Here is a 20678-nt window from a genome sequence, read left to right as displayed (position 1 = left end):
TCCTGAGCTTAGTGTTTGCTCGTGATTGTTTAGAAGACGGGTGGTAAATCATCCGTCTTTTTGTTTTTGAATTTAATAAAATTTTTAGGAGGTGGTTTCTTATTAGCAAGGACTTAAGACTTAATGACGAAATCCGGGTTCGGGATGTTCGTCTCGTTGGTGAAGAAGGCGAACAACTTGGGATCATGGCGACTAGAGACGCACTGAACTTGGCCATCGAGAAATCGTTAGACCTTGTAGAGATTGCGCCGACGGCTAAACCGCCGGTCTGCAAGCTAATGGACTACGGCAAGTACAAGTACGAACAAGCTAAACGAGATAAAGAAGCTCGCAAAAAGCAAAAAAGCATGGAAATTAAAGAAGTCAAACTGCGTCCGAATATTGAGGATCATGACTTCGAGACCAAAGCTCGAAACGCCCAACGCTTTCTGCAGGATGGGGATAAAGTAAAGGTAACGATCATGTTCCGCGGACGGGAAGTGACTCACCCTGAGCTTGGCAGAGCTTTATGTATCCGACTGGCTGAGTTTTGCAAAGCAGAGTCAACAGTAGAGCGTGAACCAAAACTTGAAGGTCGAAATATGATTATGATTTTAGCTTCAATTAAACACGACTAATAGCAAAAGGGGGATAAAACTAAATGCCAAAGATGAAAACACACCGTGGCGCCGCAAAGCGTTTTAAGAAAACAGGAACGGGCAAAATTGTCCGTATGCATGCATTTACAAGTCATATTTTGGAGAAGAAGTCACCCAAAAGAAAAAGAAATCTACGTAAATCAACTATTATGCATAAAAGCGATGCAAAACGAATTGCCAGTATAATCGCTTATCTATAAAACTTGAGGTAAAAGGAGGTCTTCGTAATGGCTCGTGTAAAAAAAGGCGTAACCAAGCATAAACGCCACAAAAAGATATTGAAGTTAGCAAAAGGATATCGTGGGGGAAAAAGCAAGCTCTATCGCCCGGCGAATGAACAAGTCCTTAAGTCTTTAGCTTATTCCTATGCCCACAGAAAAGACAATAAAGGCAACTTCCGCAAGCTTTGGATTGCAAGAATTAACGCAGCTGCCCGAATGAATGGCATGTCTTACAGCCGTATGATGAACGGTTTAAAAATGGCTGGAGTTACAGTCAATCGGAAAATGTTAGCAGAACTCGCAATTAGTGATGCTGCAGCGTTTACAGAAATCGTTAATGTCGCCAAAGTGCAAATCAAAGGATAAATTAGGGAGGGTGCAAATGCATCCTCTTTCTTATATGAGGCTGGGGCATAGTTGCTGCCAAGCTATCGCCGACGGACGCCGAAGACTTGGCGTAGCCAGTTTCACTACCCTTGGAGGTGGTTAGGATAATTGAGTCCTTACAAAACGAGCAGGTCAAATATGTAGTCTCTTTACAAAGGCGCAAAGCCCGTGAAGAGGCTCAATTGTTTATAATTGAGGGATGGCGATTTGTTGAGGAGGGCGTTCTCAGAAATGCGCCAATCAAAAAAGTTTTTGTTTGCTTAGAGCGTGAGCCGTCAGAATGGCAGCCTCTGCTTGCACAGCTACGTGAGCGAAGCATCCCTTTTGAAGAGGTGGATGCTCGAGTTCTTCGTAAAATGAGTTCAACAGAAGAGCCTCAAGGAATCCTGGCTGTGGTACGTCAAACAAACTATACTTGGTCAGATTTACATATTGATTCAAAATCAGTAGTGCTTATTTTGGATGGAATTCAAGATCCTGGCAATCTAGGAACTATTCTGCGCACCGCGTTGGCTTCCGGAGTTCGCTATGTGTGCTTGACCCCAGGAACTGTCGATTTATATAATCCTAAAGTGTTACGCAGTACCATGGGGGCTGTCTTTTCCTTAATCATCCTGCCTAGTCAACAGCCAGAGGATATTTTGGACTTTTGTCAGAGACGGGAATTACGGGTTTTGATGGGGGATATTCAAGGGGTTCCTATTTACCAGACAAAACTATCGGAGGGCCCCCTTGCCCTTGTTGTTGGAAACGAGGGCAAGGGCCCATCTCTATCATTTCGAGATGCGGATATCCAACGGGTTACGATTCCGATGGCCCAAGAAGTAGAATCCCTTAACGTGGCAATGGCTACAGGGATCTTGCTTTATGAGATTGTTCGCCAAAGGGGTTTCTTGTAAAACATAGAACTAATATGCTATAATTTTGTTTATTAACATACTAGAACGTATTCATAGTTAGTAAAAGCGATGATCAGGTTACAAAGGAGTATTTTCTTCTCAGGGAGGCATGGCCTAAGACTGTGAGCCAGCTAAGAAGGTATCCACCTCCTCATGTTTGAAGAGGTTAAATTTCGCCTGGGAGTGGCCCGCTGATTTGTAGGCAGGCCCGGTCTCCACCGTTAACAGGGACTTAAGTGTGGCTAAATCAGCCAAACTAGGGTGGTACCGCGAGAATAGACTCTCGTCCCTTTCAAGGGGCGGGAGTTTTTTATTCTTTTCCCTGATGAACAGGAATTTTTGAGGTTGGAGTGCGGGGCAAGACTCAAACAGGACGTTTGAAATTGATTAACGCCATTTACTTAAGCAAGAAATGGCTTAGATGCCTTGATAGCAAGTGTCAGTTAGAAGGATTCCGAGATGGATTTGGAAAGGGTGATTTACTTGAAGAGCGAAATACTGCGCATCAGAGAAGAGGCCTTAAAAGAACTTAGGGAGTTGGACAGCCCTGAAGCACTCCAAGAGCTTAAAGTGAAGGTCCTAGGTAAGAAAGGATCTCTAACCGCTTTGTTACGTCAGATGGGAAGTCTAAGCGCTGAAGAACGACCAATTATGGGGCAAGTTGTAAATGAGGTTCGTACCCGTCTGGAACAAGCGTGGGAAGAACGCAGTGAAGAGTTAGACGCGATGGCTCTGCAGAAGAGATTGGCTACCGAACAAATTGATATTACGTTACCGGGAACTCGTGTAGCTCGAGGACATTATCATCCCCTTACACAGGTTATCGAAGAAATTGAAGATATCTTTTTGGGTATGGGATTTCAAATTGCTGAAGGGCCAGAAATTGAATCGGATTATTATAACTTCGAAGCTCTTAATCTTCCGAAGGAGCATCCGGCTCGTGAAATGCAAGATTCCTTTTACATCACAGAGGAAATTCTGCTTCGAACCCAAACCTCTCCCGTACAGATTCGAACAATGGAGAAACTGCATCCCCACCTCCCTGTGAAAATCATTGCTCCAGGAAAAGTTTATCGCAATGATGATGATGCAACGCATTCCCCAATGTTTCACCAAGTCGAAGGCCTTGTTGTAGATCATGGAATACGCATGTCAGACCTTAAGGGGATTCTCTTAAATTTCTCTCGTGAAATGTTTGGTGAGTCTAGAGAAATTCGTTTAAGACCGAGCTTTTTCCCTTTCACTGAGCCTAGTGCTGAAGTAGATGTTTCCTGTATGCTTTGTGGAGGATCAGGGTGCCGTCTTTGCAAGGGCACAGGATGGATAGAAATATTAGGATCAGGTATGGTTCATCCGAAGGTATTAGAAATGGGTGGATATAATCCGCAGGAAGTCACGGGATTTGCTTTTGGTATGGGAGTAGAGCGCATCGCTATGCTAAAGTTTGGGATTGAAGACATGCGGCTCTTATTTGATAATGATTTACGATTCTTGCAACAGTTTTAAGGGGGAAAGGTCATGAAAGTCAGTTTGGAATGGTTGCGCGAACTGGTTGATTTAGACCAGAGTGCTGAAGAGTTAGCAGAAACTCTAACCCGTGGCGGTATTGAAGTTGAGAATGTTGAGAACCTGAATAAGGGATTTGAGAAAGTAGTTATAGGTGAGATAGTCAGTTTGACAAAACATCCGGATGCAGATCGACTGTTGGTTTGTGCTGTAAATGTGAGTCAAGAGGAAGTAACGATTGTGACCGGAGCGCAGAATTTACTGACTGGAGATCGGATTCCAGTTGCCTTAGTAGGTGCCAACTTACCAAATGATCTCTCCATCCGAAAGTCCAAACTTAGAGGGGTTGTCTCGCTGGGAATGCTATGCTCGCGCGAAGAGCTTCTGCTTGATGATACAATCGGGTTAGATCGGAGTGCGGACGGAATCCTGATTTTACCGCCAACTGCTCCTATTGGGGAGAACTTTGGGCACTATTTAGGTCTTGAGGATAGTATCTTAGATTTAGAACTCTACCCAAATCGACCAGATTGTTTGGCGATGGTGAATGTTGCACGTGAAGTGGCGTCTCTCACTCGGAAAAAGCCCCATTTACCGAAGTGGGCAGAGCAAAATCAAGTGCTTTCCCTTCCCGTTGTCACGGATTTTCGGATTATTATTGAGGATCAAGAGTTATGTTGGCGTTATGCAGGGTTAGTGGTTGAAGATGTCCATATTGCGCCTTCGCCGGAGTGGATGCAACGACGGCTCAAAGCTGCAGGTGTTCGTCCCATCAGCAATATTGTGGATATTACAAACTATGTCATGCTGGAAATGGGACAGCCTTTACACGCCTTTGATCGGGATAAAATCGAGGGAGATGTCCATGTGCGGCCTGCACATCCAGGAGAAAAGATTGTTACCTTAGATGGCGTGGAGAGGACCCTGCAAACACACACATTACTCATTGCGGACGACAGTCAACCTTTAGGAGTGGCTGGAGTGATGGGTGGGTTATACAGTGAAGTGACGAAGGATACAAAGCGGTTAATGATTGAGTCCGCTCACTTTTCTTCAGTCAGCATCCGTCGGACAAGCCGACGCTTAGGGCTTAGATCAGAGGCCTCGAACCGCTTCGAAAAGGGTATCGACGTCTCTGGAATTGTGGCTGTGTTAGGACGAGTTTGTGATTTGCTTATAGACTTGGGAGCGGGCCGCCCTGTTGCTCTTGTAGATGAAGTCAGGCACCTCCCGTCTCGTCGCCAAATTACTCTGTCGACCCAACATACATCTACTGTCCTGGGAATTGAGCTAAAGATATCAGAGATCCGCCAAGTATTGGAGGACCTGAACTTTGAGTATAAGGAAAACAACGGATTATTCCAGGTTGAAATTCCGACCTATCGCTCAGACCTTGAGATCGAAGAAGACCTTATGGAAGAAGTTGCTCGTCTGATTGGCTACGACCGAATCCCAACCACTCTTCCTCAAGGGGATCAAACTCAGGGCAGGAGAACCCCTGAACAAGAGTTTCGCCGTCGGTTGCGTAAGGTCTTGGCACAGTCTGGGATGGATGAGGTACTGACCTATACCTTCACCCGCGCAGAATCAGATGCCCAATGGGGAAGCGCAAAGCATCAGGTTCCCCTGCTCAATCCTTTGCGGGAAGAACTTGGTGTAATGCGTACCTCTCTCATACCCGGGCTCCTTGATGTAGCCGCTCGGAATGTCGCACGTCGAAACATGGATGTGAGCATTTTTGAGATCGGAAACACATATTGGGGAGAAGAGCAACCTTTGAAGAACCTTCCGCGGGAAGAATTAAGAGTAGCTGCGGTCGCTGTAGGAAAGAGTGAGAGGCATTGGCTGAATCAGCCGGTCAGTTATGACTTCTATTATCTCAAGGGGATTATGGAAGGACTGGCTTTGGAATTCGGGCTTAAGCTGGAATTTCGTGTGGCAGAAAATCAATCTTTACTCCATCCAGGGCGCTCTGCAGATCTTTATCTTCAGAATCAGTGTGTTGGTTTCCTTGGCGAAATCCATCCCTCTCTGGAAAAGGAGTGGGGGCTTGAACGAGCGGTTATTTTCGAATTAGAATTAAGCACCTTATTTAAGTGGATCAGACATACTGTACGTGCTCATTCCATTCCCCGTTTCCCTGCAATACTACGGGATTTGGCCGTCGTCGTGACCGTTGAGACATCGGCTGAAGCAGTCATGGCCAAAATACGAAAGCTTGGCGGGGATTTGTTGCAACAAGTTGAAATATTTGACGTCTATACCGGAAACCCTATACCTGAAGATCATAAAAGCTTGGCTTTCTCATTACGTTATCAGTCAATAGAACGGACATTGACTGATGAGGAAGTAAATCTACTGAATTCGCGTATTTTAGAGGGAATTCAGCAGGATTTTGGCGCGGAACGGCGAAAATAAAGAAAAGATGCGCTGAGTGTCCCAGTAGCTAATTATGGCGAGAAGGGACACAGGACATAGAGAGCGAGGGGAAATTGTGGCACATGAACCAGTCAAAATCACCGTTGAGATTTTTGGGGAAAAACATGTGGTCCGCGGTGAGGGTACAGCACCGTATATTCAAGGATTGGCGCATGAAGTTGATAAGAAAATGCGTCTGATCGCTCAACGGTTGCCTCGCTTGAGTGTTCACCAGACGGCCGTCTTAACAGCTTTAAATTTAGCCGATGAATTGGCTAAGTTACGAGAAGAACAAGAAACTTTAATGCAACTGCTTGGAGAAAAGACCGAGTAGCCGATAGAAAAACACGACTAGTCTTAGTCGTGTTTTTCTATGTACACAATTGAAAAGAACCGGAGAGCAGCTAGAGAAACATCAATCGGGTATTGGTATTTCCGCAAAAACTTTGATACCCTTAGAACAGGAAGGGGAGAAATTAGATATGCGCATGGTGATGATTTTCGTAGATGGTTTTGGTATGGGCGGACAAGATGATAATCCCATCGTTGCTGCGAAAACCCCTGTTCTGGATGAACTGTTGGGAGGGCATCTCCTCTGGGGAAAACGTTGCATTACCCATAATAATACCGTCCTTAGAGCGTTAGACCCCACCCTGGGAGTATCGGGTACGCCTCAGAGTGCGACAGGTCAGACTACACTCTGGACGGGTATCAATGCAGCAAAAGCGCTTGGATTTCATCTTCGTGCTTATCCCAATCAATTCTTGGCGGAAATCATTGATAAAAAGAGTATCTTTAGGCAATTAGCTGATGCCGGGAAGTCGGTTGTGTTTGCCAATACGTTTACAGATGCCTACGATCATGCCGTGAGGGCTGGGAAACGAAAACACACGGCGTCCACCCTCTCAGCTCTAGCGGGAGGTGTACGCTTAAGACGTGTTTCCGATTTAAACGAAGGATTAGCAGTATATCAAGATATGACAAATGAGATTCTCATCCAATTGGGAGAGCAGGTAACCGTTATATCTTCGTTTGAGGCTGGCCAACATTTAGGAAACGTGGCTTTAAACTATGATTTCACGCTATATGAATTTTTCCAGACAGATATTTTAGGGCACAAGCAACTTTGGGATGAGGCAATTGGTCTGGTTGAACGCATTGATAGTTTTATTGGAGGTTTTCTCTCAGTTATTGAGGAACAAGAAGACGTGGCCTGGATATTAACCAGTGATCACGGAAATATCGAGGATTTTTCCTTAAAAGGGCATACCACAAATCCAGTGCCTGCACTATGTTGGTCTAGTCAACCTGTACAATGGCCGGAATGGGATACCCTTGAAGAAGTGACTCCAGGTATTGTTCAGTTATTAACTGAGGCTTGACTCATTAATGAAGACCTCTATCCCATCCATACTCACTTGAATTTTGCCCGAAATTTATCTCGCAATGCACATTGAGCACAAAAAAAGAGGGTAATCAATTTACCCTCTTAAAAACCCTAGGCTAGAATCATGCGGTCCGTATTCATGTGAGATCCGCTGGCTTTCTCAAACATTTCGAGCAAGCGACTTATTGTCATATTGTTTCGCTCTATTCCTTTAATGTCGAGGATCACCCGACCTTCGTGCATCATGATCGTTCGATTCCCAAAGGTAAGAGCGTGGTCCAGATTGTGGGTAATCATCAAGGTTGTTAGTTGTTGCTGTTCTGTCACCCCACAGGTTAATTCTAAGACCTTTTCAGCCGTCTTGGGATCGAGGGCCGCAGTGTGTTCGTCAAGAAGTAATAGCTTGGGTTTCTGCAGTGTTGCCATTAGAAGGGTCAAAGCTTGGCGTTGTCCCCCCGATAAGAGACTGACCTTATTGGTTAGCCGATTTTCGAGGCCCAGGCCGAGCTTTTCTAGTTCTATACGAAATAAATCTCTTTCCTTAGTTCCTATGGCTCGGCGTAAGCGTCGGCCCTTTCCCCTGCGAAAGGCCATAATAAGATTTTCCTCGATGGTCATTGAGGCTGCGGTGCCGGATAAGGGGTCCTGGAAAACTCGGCTAATCAAATCTGCCCGTTTATGAGCAGGAAGACGCGTGATTGGTATGCCTTCGATGGAGATTTCTCCGGAGTCTACCATAAAGTTTCCGGCAATAGCATTCAAAAGCGTCGATTTTCCGGCGCCATTGCTACCAATTACCGTAACGAAATCATTAGGTAAAAGTTCTAAACTTACTTTATTCAAGGCTATCTTCTGGTTAACGGTTCCTTGGTTAAAAGTCTTTAACACTTCGTGAACGTTTAGCATCTCATTGAGCCTCCTTTCCCGAAACCCCTGCACTCCATGAAGCAATCTTTTTTCGGAGAGTTGGCGAAACCAAAGCAATAATAACAATGAAAGAGGTGATCAATTTCAAGTCAGTTGCTTCTAAACCTAACTGCAAGACGACCGCAATGATTGCGCGATAAAGGACGGCCCCGCAGATTACTGCGAGAATAGCTCGACCAATCGAAGAGGTTCCAACCAACACTTCTCCAATAATAACTGAAGCTAATCCAGCAATAATCATTCCGATTCCCATACTGGCATCGGCAAACTCTAGTTTCTGAGCGACATAGCTCCCAGCAAAGGCCACTAATCCATTGGATAGACCCAGTCCGAGAATTTTCATGAGATCTGTGTTTACGCCGAGGCTTCGAATCATCAGTTCGTTGTCCCCGGTAGCTCGTAAGGCCAGGCCCAATTCAGTTTGCAGAAAAAGATAAATGACTGCGCCTATTAATAGCACAGAACCCAAGCTAAGCACAAGGACACCGTACTCCTCCATGAACGGTAGCTTAGCAAAGTCAGAGAAGACTGTCCTTGACCCAAGGAGTGAAATATTGGCTCTGCCCATCACGCGCAGATTAATAGAATAAAGAGCTGTCATTGTTAAAATCCCTGAAAGCAAGGGTGTGATTTTAAACTTGGTATGAAGTATTCCCGTAAATAACCCCGCCAGGGTTCCGGCAATAAACGCCATTCCAGTGGCTATCCATGGGTCAGTTCCTCCGACGATCAGCGATGTCGCAGTTGCGGCACCGAGAGTAAAACTCCCGTCTACAGACAAGTCAGCATAATCGAGAATCCGAAACGTCAGATAGACACCTAAAACCATGATAGCATACATTAAACCCTGTTCCATTGTACCGAGCGCTATTTGTGTGAACATCTTCAACACCCCAATTAAATTTGCTGCGACTAATCAACTAAGATATTTATGCTTCAATTTATGGTTCGAGAAACATGTCCTGGTGTTACTACTTAACGATAGTTGCTTTCTTCAAGATATCCTCTGGTACAGTTATACCGAATAATTCAATTGCAGCTTGATTGAGAACTGTATCGAATTCTTTTTGAGCTTCGATGGGCATATCTTGAGGCTTCTCACCTTTGACAACACGAAGTGCCATCTCCCCAGTTTGTTCACCTAATTTTTTGTAGTTAACTCCGATTGTCGCTAAGGCTCCTTTGTCTACGACGCTGCTCTCTCCAGAAATGATGGGGATTTTGTTCTTTTGGGAAACCTGTACAACAGATTGGGCAGCCGAAACGACCATATTATCCGTGGGTACGTAGATGGTATCAACTTTTCCAATTAATGATTGACTTGCCTGTAATACATCGGCACTAGTAGTAACGGTTGCTTCAACAATTTCTAAGCCAAGATCGGTGGCTACTTTCTTTGCAATAGCAACTTGGACCTGAGAATTTACTTCCCCGGCATTATAGATGACCCCGACTTTTTTAACTGTAGGCACCAAGGTCTTCATCAGTTCGAATTGTTCTTTAATAGGATTCATATCGGTTGTACCGGTTACATTTTTCCCGGGTTTTTCCATGCTGTTTACCAGTTTAGCTTCTACCGGATCCGTGACAGCCGTGATCAAAATGGGGATATCTTTGCTAGCACTAGCCATAGCTTGTGCGGAAGGTGTTGCGATAGCTAAGACTAAATCTAATTTGGCGGAAGAAAATTTTTGGGTAATTGATTGGAGTATGGACTGATCTCCTTGAGCATTCTGATAGTCTACAGTAAGGTTTTTCCCTTCTTCATAGCCGTTTTTCTTCAGTGTGTCCAGAAACCCTTGGCGAGCGCTATCCAAGGCCGGGTGTTCAACGATTTGAACAATTCCAATCTTTAGTTGCTTTGGCCCCTCTTTTTCGGCGGGGCTGGTTCCTGACTTTGCTGCACCACAGCCAACTAAACTAAGTAATAATACTAAACTTAACCCGAATGCTAGTATCTTTTTCATAATTATTACCCCCTTTTAATCTTGGACATAAAAAATACACCTCCGCAGGAAGTGCCTTGTGCCCAACTCCTACTGTACTACCATACTGCCAATATTTAATTAATTTTATCTTAAGGTATATGCCTAAGGGTGTCAACAAGAAATTATTGTTTCCGGGAGTCGAGATACTTTTAGAAGGAATCGGGGGAATGGTACTCTCCCATATGTGCGAAGTGCTATGGCTTACACTAATTGTACAAATTAAAGCTAAACAATTATAATTAAGATGTTGCCTAACTTGTTCAGAGATGGGAATTAAAATAAAGCCACAATGTAGAAACAGGGGAAATTATAAAATGAATGAATTAGTAACTGGAAAATCCCTTTCCCTGGAACTTCTAGCTCCTGCCGGAAGTTTCGAAGCGTTTAAAGCAGCAGTAGAAAACGGAGCAGATGCGGTTTACCTTGGAGGAAAAAGCTTCAGTGCCAGGGCAAGCGCAGCAAATTTCGACTTAGAAGAGCTGCAAAAAGCTGTTCGTTATGCTCATGAACGACAAGTTAAAGTGTATGTGACCGCTAATATTCTCATTGCAGATCAAGAGTTTCAAGAACTGTTGAACTATCTTTATGCCTTACACGAAATAGGGGTCGACGCCGTGATTTTACAAGATGTTGGGGTCGCGGAGTTAATTAATAAAATTCTTCCGGAAATGGATATTCATGCCAGTACGCAAATGACGGTCAATACAAGCTGGGGAGTTCACCATTTAGAATCTCTGGGCTTTAGTCGAGTTGTATTAGCCAGAGAGACCTCGGCTGATGAAATGAAATATATCGCAAACGAGACTCCGTTGGAAATTGAGGTTTTTGTGCACGGCGCACTTTGTATAGGCTATTCGGGACAATGCCTCATGTCAAGCTTTATCGGGGGGCGGAGTGGAAACCGGGGCACATGCGCACAACCTTGTCGGATGACATATCAGCTTGTAAATGACGAGAACCAGAACCTTTTAGCACAAAAAAACACAGGGGAACATTTGTTAAGTCCGCGGGATTTGAATTTGGCTGAGGAGTTGGCTGAGCTAGAGCGAATCGGCATTCATTCTCTCAAAGTAGAAGGAAGAATGAAACGGCCAGAGTATGTGGCTACTGTTATTCGACTTTATCGGCAGGCCATAGATCGGATTGGAGATCAGAGAGAAGGCAATGGGGTCGCACCCTTGTTAACCCCAGGGGAACATCAAGAATTATTACAGGTGTTCAACCGAGACTTTACAAACGGATATTTCAGAGAAAACCTTGGTGCAGACCTTATGAGTTACAGTCGACCAAATAATCGGGGAACGCGTCTCGGTCGAGTGACTCAATTCGAAGATGGGCGATTATCCATTAAGCTGGAAGCTGCCTTACACCCAGGGGATGGAATCGAATTTTGGACAGGGCGTGGGCGAGAAGGGGTTACTGTTGGACAGATTTGGAAGAGCGGAATTGAAGTTACTGAAGGACTGCATGGGGAAACTGTTCAGATTGAGTTTCTTGGTATAGCGCACCCCGGAGACCGTGTTTTTAAGACAAATGATGCCTTATTAATGGAAAGAGCCCGGCATAGTTTCCAAGAGGGACGGGAGCAGCGTAAAAAACCACTTACTATGCGGCTATCGGGGCACGAAGGGGATAAGTTGTGCTTAGAGGCGATGGACACTCAACGTAAGGTCACAGTATATTCGGCTGGCGTGGCTCAAAGAGCTTTAAAAAGGCCGCTGACATTCGACTATGCCTACCAGCAATTAGGTCGATTAGGGACAACTCCCTTTTGGCTGGACAAGTTAGAGTTGGAGACGGATGAGGGTATCATGCTTCCGGTGAGTGACCTAAATGAGATGCGTCGCTTAGCAGTTGAAGAGTTATTACAAATAGCGCCACGACAGAAGGTCGATCGCCAAACATATAAACAAAGAATTGAGTTGTGGAAGCAACGCCAGGCAGAGGAACGGACAACCTTAATCAATTTGCAGAAACCCATCCCCCAGATTTCAGTGGCCGTTAGTGACACGTTAACACTGCAAGCGGCTATTAAAGCGGGAGCAAAACGGGTATTGATTGGCGGAGAACATTGGCGCTCCCGGCGCAGTTTTTCTCTGGACGAGATTAAAACTAGTTTTGCTGATTGCAGAAGACAAGGGGTTGATTGTGTCTGGCGCTTGCCACGGGTCTTGAATCAGACTCAAAGTGACAATCTTCTCGCGGACTTTAAAAAAGCAGCAGAATGGGAACATAAACCTAAACTAATGGTGTCGAACCTTGGTGAGTTGGAAATGATGAAGAGCATTGATTCCAATTGGCCGTTTGAAGTAGATTATTCCTTAAATGTCTTTAATGAAGCGAGTCTTGCGTACTTCTGGCGTTTAGGCGCAATGAAGGTAACCCTTTCACCGGAACTGCACCATGAACAGCTTGCTCATTTGGCGAAATGGCCTGGGGCAGAGGTCATAGTGTTTGGAGATCTAGAGATGATGGTAAGCGAATATTGCCCGGTAGGGGCGACCTTAGGTGGGAAAAAAGGGGACCACTGTGCAAGAACGTGTGTGAAAGAACCTCATTTCTTGCGTGATCGCATGCGGTATGATTTTCCGGTTGAGACCGACGAAGAGTGTCGGATGCATCTTTTTAATGTAAAAATCCTTAACCTCTATGAAGAACTTGCCCAAATACGGCGGATGGGGATTTCAACCATTCGTTTGCAATTAACCAGGCAAACGCCAGGGCAAGTAAAGCAGATTGTTCGTTTGTTTAATGAAGCTTGGAATTCACTAAATGTCACTAAGAAGAGCGCATGGACGTCGAATGACGGGATGTCTGAGTTAACATCCCTTTTCCCAGAGGGATTTACTAAAGGGCATTTTTTCCGCGGCGTGCTGTAGGTTTATCCCGGCGAGAAGGGCAGTCCCTTCTCGCCAAGACTTAACATTCGGTTGAGTCTTGTCCAATACAAAGGAGGCACTATGGAAATTGATGTTAAAGTCCTTAATAAACTGGACTTTCCAAAGGTTTTGTCGCGTTTAGCAGAGTATTGTATTCTTCCCCGAGCAAAGGAATTGGCCATTGGTCTAAAGCCTTATGTTGATTTGGAATCAGTTCGCTTGGAGTTGCAAAAAACAGAAGAAGGAAAGAATCTTTTGCGAGGAAATCCGCTGTTTTCAGTGCGCGGGTCGAAAGAAATTCGTCCCTACATAGAGCGATGTTTGCGCGGAGGGGTAATTAATGGAGAGGAACTCTTAGAAATCCGTGACACTCTGCGTGTAGGGCGAAAAATAAAGCAACTGCTAATGGAATTGAGAGAGGAGTTCCCCGGTTTATGGGATATCGCGTTACCTATTGAGCCGCAGAAGGATCTTGAGGATGAAATATCTCGCTGTATTTCTGAGGATGGGAAGGTGGCAGATAATGCCTCCCCAGAACTGGCAGATTTCAGAAGAGCCATAAATCGGCTGCAGAACCGTATTCGAGAAAGTCTGGAAGGGACTTTGAGGAATTCCAGCTATCAAAAAATGTTGCAAGACCCTATTATTACGCAACGTTCGGATCGATATGTGATACCGATCAAGCAGGAATATCGAGCGGCATTTCCGGGTATTGTCCACGATCAATCCGCGAGCGGGGCAACCTTGTTTATTGAACCTATGCCAGTAGTCCATCTAGGTAACGAACTGCGTGAAGTTATTTTAAAAGAGCAACGTGAAGTCCAACGAATTCTACAGATGCTCTCAGCTCAAATCGAGATGCATGCCGATGAGATAGCAGATCTTCATGAGGCTTTAGCCCAATTGGATCTTGTCGTTGCAAAAGCTCATTTAAGTGTGTCGATGAATGCCGGAGCGCCGGAATTGGTAACTGGGCAACAAATGAAGCTTGTCCAGGCCAGGCATCCGTTAATTAGCGGAGGAGTTGTTCCGCTTTCATTAGAATTAGGGATTGATTTCGACACGTTAGTTATTACAGGACCCAATACTGGGGGGAAAACAGTGGCTCTGAAAGTTGTCGGACTGATGGCAGCTATGAATCAGTCTGGTCTCCAAATTCCTGCGGAAAGTGATTCTCGTATGGGAGTATTTACTCAGATTTTTGCGGACATTGGGGACGAACAAAGCGTGGAACAATCTTTAAGTACATTTTCAGGACATATGAAAAATATTGTGGAAATTATAAATCGCTCAGATGAACGTTCTCTGGTATTGCTCGATGAGGTAGGGGCTGGGACCGACCCAACAGAAGGGGCAGCTCTAGCCATGGGGATTTTAGCTGAACTGCATGAGCGAGGTTGCCGCACGGTTTCGACAACTCACTATGGAGCCTTAAAGACGTTTGCCTATGATACCCCTCGTGTCAAAAATGCTTCAGTAGAGTTTGACACTGAGACTTTGCGCCCGACATATCGGTTGTTGATTGGGATTCCCGGAAAAAGCAATGCCTTTACAATTGCGGGACGGTTAGGGTTAAGCGAGCGGGTCCTTGAAAAAGCTAACACCTTCGTAACAGAACGGGAGATGCAAGTAGCCGATCTAATTGAAAATTTGGGTGAAACTCACAGGGAGATCGAATTAGAGAAGCAAAAGGCTGCAACAGGGAGGCAAGCCGTAGAAAGGCAAAGTAAAGCTCTGGAAGAGAAGACAATCCGCTTAGATGAGGAATTTGAAATATTACTGTCCTTGGCTAAGGATGAAGCCAGCGAGCTTATTCGCGAGGCTAAACGTGAAGCTGAGGTTATAATTGAAGAGCTAAAAGCTGCTTTAAAGAAGGAAAACAAGCAACAGCAAGATATTGAAAAAGCTCGTCAGGGCTTTCGACGTATATCCTCAAAGTTGGATCATGGTCGGCAAGTAAAACGTTCGGGCAGTGAATTATCAGCAGATCAGATTATGTTGGGGCAGACGGTTTATATGACAAAAATCAGGCAGAAAGGGCAAGTCTTAAAGCTCCCTAATACTAACGGAGAAGTACTTGTTCAAGCGGGCATTATGAAAGTTATGGTACCACTGGCAGAACTAAAATTAGCGCAAGAGGAAAAAAAGGTTGCACCCAGATATTCACGGCGTGAAATGGGTATTGGGGTTCGAAAGGCAGAGGAGATCCGCAGTGAGATTGATTTAAGAGGAATGCTTGTCGAGGAGGGAAGGGAAGTCTTAGACAAATATATGGATGATGCCGTTCTCGGAGGGATCGGTCAAATTTATGTTATTCATGGTAAGGGAACAGGGGCGATGCGAGCCGGTATTCAAGATTTTCTCAAGGGACATCCCCATGTACAAAGTTTCAGGTTAGGGGAGTATGGCGAAGGCGATTCTGGAGTTACGGTTGTTGAACTAAAGTAAGCTTTAAACTTAAGCACATTAAAACAGCACTGAGAACCTTTATGTTAAGGTTACAGTGCTGTTTTATTTTATTTGCAAGGTTAATGTCAGTCAGTCAAGATTAATTTAACAGTGTTGGAAGACGGACCGATCTTTGATTCCTTTGGATCTTTAAAAGAGGCACGGAAGTAATAAGAGCCAGGACTGGGGGCTTTGTCGTTTATCGCTAGAGAGAAAGTGAGTGATCCCCTAGAATTGTTAATAGGTATGCTTCCGATCGGCTGGCCTGGTCGTTGAATATGAATAACCGCAGAATATTTATCGTTTCCTGATAGGTTAATTATTGGGATGGTCACACGTGAGGTTTTTGCATCATAACTTACCTCTCCAAGCACGGGCGTCGGAAGGGAGGTGTCCTGCGGAAGATCATCTTTTGGAGGGGAAAGATCTGGATCGGGAATCTCATCTGTAACCGGATCAGGGGCGAACTCTGTAGGCAGTTTATAGGGCGCCTCATTTGAAGGCCATGTCCAAGACGGATCACGATTGGGTAAATTCAAAAAGGTTTTTGTGATGGTATTCTGTGAGTTTGGAGAAGCTAACATATTCGGATGATCGGCATCGACATCCTTTTGAATCCAGACGTCACTAATCCGCGTAGGTAAACTTCCTTGGGTTGCTATTTCAGTGGCGACAAATTCTGAAGGGGTTAAACTGCTGGGAAGAAGCCCGGACTTCGTATCAAAGGAGCCACTGACAATCCCTGAGGGTTGTTCGAATTTCGATTGCACAGGAAGGTCCTCATGTGCCGCGGTCATGACTTTCTTCCAAATTTGGGCGGGAAAGCCGCCACCATACACACTGCGCAAATAATACGGTCCCGGCGTTCCATTCTTATCGAGGTCAGGGTTAGAATCATAACCCATCCAAACCACCCCTGCGTAGTTAGGGGTATATCCGGCAAACCAAGCATCTGTATTTCCGGTCTTATTTTTAAGGTTATCAGGTAACGAAGACGTACCAGTTTTGCCGGCAACAGCCCAGTTTCCTATTTGGGCGCTAACTCCGGTGCCGCTAGTTACAACGCTGCGTAACATACTGTTGATAATATAAGCAGTTGTTTCCTTCATAACGCGATTTTTAGTTATTTTTGGAGAAATTACGATGTTCCCCTTGGCGTCTTTTACTTCTACTATTGCATGATCAGTGATGCTAACTCCGTTGTTGGCATAAACCCCATAAGCCGCAACCATGTCTTGTGTACTGACATGTGTAGTACCTAAAGCGAGGCTTAAAACTCGATCTTCTGGCGCAAGAGGGAGTCCGAGATTGTTTTTACCAAATGCCCAACCATAATCGACTCCAATAAGATCCAAAAGTTTAACGGCATAGATGTTGACTGATTGTTCAACAGCATGACGCATGGTGATAAGACCCTTCCAGCCTTTAGTTGCTGTATCAAAGTTAGTTGGCGACCAAGATTTACCGTTTCCGCCGTTATAGCTTACGGGCATATCATCAAGGACGGTACCGGGGAAATATCCCCCTTTTTCGATAGCTGGACCGTAAACGACTAATGGTTTTATAGTTGACCCAGGTTGTCGTTTAGATTGCCATGCCCTGTTTAGCCCTCGGGGCGTATAATCCCGTCCGCCGACCATTGCTTGGATTTCTCCGGTTGAAGGTTCAATAACTGTTATGGCACCTTCGACTTTCGTGTTATTGATACCTTGAGGGAAATTAGCCGAGTCAGCAAAAGCAGCCTCTGCGGCACTTTGTATTTTCGGATTAACCGTTGTATAAATATGCAAACCACCACTGAAGATTTGTTCAGGGGTTAAATCGTAATTGGTTTCAAGTTCTTCTATAACGTAATCCACAAAGTATGGAAACTTGTAACTGGCAGTGGTTACTTGGTTTTTCTGCGCCCCTCCGCGGCTTTCTTTCATGGAATCAACATAGGCAAAAGGCGCATCCTTTTCTTTACTATACTCTTCAGAGGAAATTATCCCGGCATCCCGCATCACTCCAAGGACGATAGTGCGTCGAGCTTTGGCGTCATCAGGATGAATATATGGATTGTATTGACTAGGAGCTTGTGGTAGCCCCGCCAACAAAGCGACTTCTGAAGGGGTTAAATCCTTAAGATCTTTACCAAAATAGGTTTTAGCAGCAGCTTGGATTCCAAATGAGGACTCGCCAAGGAAAATTTTATTAAGGTAAAAGGTTAGGATTTCTTCTTTTGTGTATTCTCGTTCGAGTTGAATGGCAAGAATCGCTTCCTGAATTTTTACCTGAAACTTCCGGATGAATTTAGTATCGTTAGGGTTTGCGATAAAGGCATTACTGGCAAGCTGAATAGTTATAGTACTAGCCCCTTCTCTGGTGCTTCTGGTTCGGATATCGTTTAGAGCAGAGCCAATAATCCGAATGGGATCAACACCAAAGTGTTGCTCAAAGCGTTTGTCCTCGACCGCTATGAACGTTTTCTTAACAAGGTCAGGGATATCTGAATACTCGACAGTTTGACGATTTTCATATCCATGCAATAGAGCAAATTCAACGCCATCCTTATCGTAAACATATGAGGATTGTTTGGCGTCACCTAGTAAGGCTGGGTCCCACTTTGGGGTGCCGGCTGCGGCAACGATCACAAAAATTGCCAAGCCTGCTATAATAAGTGAAATAAAGGACGTAATTGATAAGAGAATAATTCGACGTTTAGAGGGGCGCTTGCGGCGCTGAGGACCACTTGGTTTCCTGGATGATGGCATTAAGACAACCTCCTGTAAATAAAAGAATGAGGCGCTAGACACTATTTAATTTTCTAGAATTATATCATACTTTTACTGTGACAAGGAAATTGAAATGATTATGGGCTGTTTCTACGCTGTTTTGTGAGACATGTTTAAGAGTTGGAAGTTGCGAGCAAGCTAGAGAAACTGTATAATATATTAAGAGTAGCTTATGTGTATAATGTCAATGGTATGATTGAGAAGAAACTTGGCGGAAGGCAACAGAGAGTCGGTGATAGGTGCAAACCGACCCAGAAACCAAGAGTTACACCTCAGGACTAGGAGATAAAAACCCTCGGGTCAGCCCGTTATCGCTGATTAAGCTGGATTTCCGTGAAATACGGGATTCAATGTGGGTGGTACCGCGGAAGTGTTTTCGTCCCTCAACTTTGTGTTGGGGGATTTCCTCGTTATTAGCCAAGTTTTATATTTGGCAGAACTGTAGATGGGGATACAAGATGCCAATCGCGCCGTATTAAATGAATAATAAAAGGGGGATTAAGTAAATGGACATTTTTAATGAGTTAAAGGATCGAGGACTAGTCTATCAACACACAGATGAGGATGCTTTGCGTAAAAGGTTAGCCAAGGGGCCGATGGCACTGTATTGTGGATTCGATCCAACCGCTGACAGCTTGCACATTGGACACTTGCTGCCACTTTTAGTCTTAAGGAGATTTCAACTTGCCGGGCATAAATCAATTGCCTTAGTAGGAGGCGGGACAGGACTAATTGGCGATCCAAGCGGCAAAGCATCGGAACGGACCCTAAACCCCCAAGAAGTTGTTGAACAGTGGGCTCAAAAGATTAAGAATCAATTTGGACGATTCTTAGATTTTGAGACCAAGGACAATCCTGCGATACTTGCAAATAATTATGATTGGCTGGGCTCTCTCCATGTGATTGAATTTCTCCGAGATATAGGCAAAAACTTTCCTTTGGGAGCGATGCTTGCTAAAGACTCAGTCGAGTCGCGTTTGAGCAAGGGCATATCTTTCACAGAATTTAGCTATATGATTCTGCAATCCTACGATTACTTAAAACTAAATGAAATGCACGGATGTGAGATGCAGATCGGTGGAAGCGACCAATGGGGTAATATTACCTCAGGAATTGATTTGATTCGTCGGACTGCGAATCAAGAAAAAGAAATGCACGGACTAACTTTACCTCTAGTTACCAAAAGTGATGGAACCAAGTTCGGGAAGACTGAAGGAGGAGCCGTTTGGTTGGATCAGGAAAAGATGTCTCCCTATAAGTTTTATCAGTTTTGGTTGAACACAGATGACCAAGATGTTGTTAAGTTCTTAAAGTATTTCACCTTCATATCTATTGAAGAAATTAATGAACTGGCACAAGGGGTGGAAAAGGAGCCTGAAAAGAGAAGGGCTCAGCGTGCTTTGGCGGAGGATGTAACAAAGCTGGTTCACGGACAGGAAGCACTCGATCGGGCAGAGAAAATCTCAAATGCTCTTTTCGGGGGAGGACTTGGAAATCTGACTGCGGTGGAAATTGAAGAGGGATTTAGCGATGTGCCTTCAGCAACCATCCAAGCTTCTGAAACAAGTTTAGTTGATGCATTAGTTCAAGTGGGAGCAGTGTCTTCCAAACGTCAGGCCAGGGAGGCGATAGAGAGCGGGGCTATCTATATTAATGATATTCGTCATAGCAATGTAGGATCAACTGTTTCCGAGTTGGAGCGGTTAGACGGAAAGTATCTCGTTATTCGCCGAGGCAAGAAAAACTACTATCTGATTAAATTTGAAGCATAAGTTTTTTAAAGGAAGCTTGTTAACACTGCACCGAAGCGCTGACTTTCAGCAATTCGGTGCAGTAGATATCTTAATTAATATCTACGAAGAATTTTACTTTAATATTAAATGCGAACTGGAATTTAAAAAATAACCCTTAATGATGATAAAAATGACTTTTGAAGTCAAATAACTCGAAATAACGGTTGACAATGCAATAATCAAATGTTAATATATCCAAGTGCCGCAAAATTAACTGCTAAATTGAATTATATATACAGTAGTTAAATATGGTCAGAATAAATTAGTTGTTGACAACGAGAGTTGGAAATGCTAAGGTATAAATCCGGCCTAAGGGGCGCGAAAAAATGACCCTGATCTTTGAAAACTAAACAACAAGGACAGCCAATGAGAGAAACTCGAAAGAGTTTCAAAAGAAATCATGAGCGAATCAT

At 44.4% G+C, this 20678-nt stretch carries 15 protein-coding genes and 1 other annotated feature (1 of these 16 running past the window's edge); of the genes, 11 read left to right on the top strand and 4 right to left on the bottom strand.

Annotation, left to right across the window (positions count from 1 at the left end; genetic code table 11):
- Positions 1 to 70 (top strand) — a sequence feature (ribosomal protein L20 leader region); it begins 62 nt to the left of the window's first position.
- Between the two features lie 31 nt (positions 71 to 101).
- From infC to M8E35_RS24285, 8 genes are all read left to right on the top strand, one after another.
- The gene (infC, locus tag M8E35_RS24320) at positions 102 to 617 is read left to right on the top strand and encodes a translation initiation factor IF-3 (protein ID WP_229250417.1); all 516 of its coding nucleotides are present in this window, start codon (positions 102 to 104) and stop codon (positions 615 to 617) included.
- A 23-nt stretch (positions 618 to 640) separates the two neighbouring features.
- Positions 641 to 838 (top strand): 50S ribosomal protein L35, encoded by a 198-nt coding sequence (gene rpmI / locus M8E35_RS24315; protein ID WP_073033279.1) that lies wholly within the window; start codon positions 641 to 643, stop codon positions 836 to 838.
- 27 nt (positions 839 to 865) lie between these two features.
- Positions 866 to 1225: a 50S ribosomal protein L20 gene (rplT, locus tag M8E35_RS24310; protein WP_073033277.1), complete on the top strand. Its 360-nt coding sequence runs from the start codon at positions 866 to 868 to the stop codon at positions 1223 to 1225.
- Positions 1226 to 1350: 125 nt separating this feature from the next.
- A complete protein-coding gene (locus tag M8E35_RS24305) occupies positions 1351 to 2145 on the top strand; it encodes a TrmH family RNA methyltransferase (protein ID WP_252473569.1) in 795 nt (264 codons plus the stop codon).
- 483 nt (positions 2146 to 2628) lie between these two features.
- Complete coding sequence (gene pheS, locus M8E35_RS24300) at positions 2629 to 3651, top strand: phenylalanine--tRNA ligase subunit alpha (protein ID WP_252473567.1); 1023 nt, start codon at positions 2629 to 2631, stop codon at positions 3649 to 3651.
- A 12-nt stretch (positions 3652 to 3663) separates the two neighbouring features.
- The gene (gene pheT / locus M8E35_RS24295) at positions 3664 to 6069 is read left to right on the top strand and encodes a phenylalanine--tRNA ligase subunit beta (RefSeq protein WP_252473553.1); all 2406 of its coding nucleotides are present in this window, start codon (positions 3664 to 3666) and stop codon (positions 6067 to 6069) included.
- A 76-nt stretch (positions 6070 to 6145) separates the two neighbouring features.
- Entirely contained in the window at positions 6146 to 6403 is a 258-nt protein-coding gene (locus M8E35_RS24290; protein WP_073033289.1) for a cell division protein ZapA, read from the top strand.
- Between the two features lie 148 nt (positions 6404 to 6551).
- The gene (locus tag M8E35_RS24285; protein ID WP_252473551.1) at positions 6552 to 7451 is read left to right on the top strand and encodes an alkaline phosphatase family protein; all 900 of its coding nucleotides are present in this window, start codon (positions 6552 to 6554) and stop codon (positions 7449 to 7451) included.
- Positions 7452 to 7567: 116 nt separating this feature from the next.
- Here M8E35_RS24285 and M8E35_RS24280 read toward each other — a convergent pair whose 3' ends face one another.
- From M8E35_RS24280 to M8E35_RS24270, 3 genes are all read right to left on the bottom strand, one after another.
- Positions 7568 to 8362, bottom strand: a complete 795-nt coding sequence (locus tag M8E35_RS24280) for an ABC transporter ATP-binding protein (protein WP_252473549.1) — start codon at positions 8360 to 8362, stop codon at positions 7568 to 7570.
- Between the two features lies 1 nt (position 8363).
- Positions 8364 to 9266, bottom strand: a complete 903-nt coding sequence (locus tag M8E35_RS24275; RefSeq protein ID WP_252473547.1) for an ABC transporter permease — start codon at positions 9264 to 9266, stop codon at positions 8364 to 8366.
- 88 nt (positions 9267 to 9354) lie between these two features.
- Complete coding sequence (locus M8E35_RS24270) at positions 9355 to 10350, bottom strand: ABC transporter substrate-binding protein (protein WP_252473545.1); 996 nt, start codon at positions 10348 to 10350, stop codon at positions 9355 to 9357.
- A 335-nt stretch (positions 10351 to 10685) separates the two neighbouring features.
- Here M8E35_RS24270 and M8E35_RS24265 point away from each other — a divergent pair, with 335 nt between their 5' ends.
- Both M8E35_RS24265 and M8E35_RS24260 read left to right on the top strand, forming a co-directional pair.
- Positions 10686 to 13250 (top strand): U32 family peptidase, encoded by a 2565-nt coding sequence (locus tag M8E35_RS24265; protein ID WP_252473543.1) that lies wholly within the window; start codon positions 10686 to 10688, stop codon positions 13248 to 13250.
- Positions 13251 to 13331: 81 nt separating this feature from the next.
- Positions 13332 to 15698, top strand: coding sequence for an endonuclease MutS2 (locus M8E35_RS24260; RefSeq protein ID WP_252473541.1), 2367 nt, complete (start codon positions 13332 to 13334; stop codon positions 15696 to 15698).
- 86 nt (positions 15699 to 15784) lie between these two features.
- On the opposite strand, the gene M8E35_RS24255 is transcribed toward M8E35_RS24260, so the two are convergent.
- Positions 15785 to 18451, bottom strand: coding sequence for a transglycosylase domain-containing protein (locus tag M8E35_RS24255; RefSeq protein ID WP_252473539.1), 2667 nt, complete (start codon positions 18449 to 18451; stop codon positions 15785 to 15787).
- A gap of 527 nt (positions 18452 to 18978) precedes the next feature.
- Between M8E35_RS24255 and tyrS the strand changes: the two genes are divergently transcribed.
- Positions 18979 to 20244 (top strand): tyrosine--tRNA ligase, encoded by a 1266-nt coding sequence (gene tyrS / locus M8E35_RS24250; RefSeq protein WP_252473537.1) that lies wholly within the window; start codon positions 18979 to 18981, stop codon positions 20242 to 20244.
- The last annotated feature ends 434 nt before the right edge of the window (positions 20245 to 20678 follow it).

The sequence above is a fragment of the Desulfosporosinus nitroreducens genome (genome assembly GCF_023897015.1).
GTDB lineage: Bacteria > Bacillota > Desulfitobacteriia > Desulfitobacteriales > Desulfitobacteriaceae > Desulfosporosinus > Desulfosporosinus nitroreducens.
The sequence above is the reverse complement of the archived record's forward strand: the minus strand, read 5'-3'. Positions and strand labels throughout refer to the sequence as shown.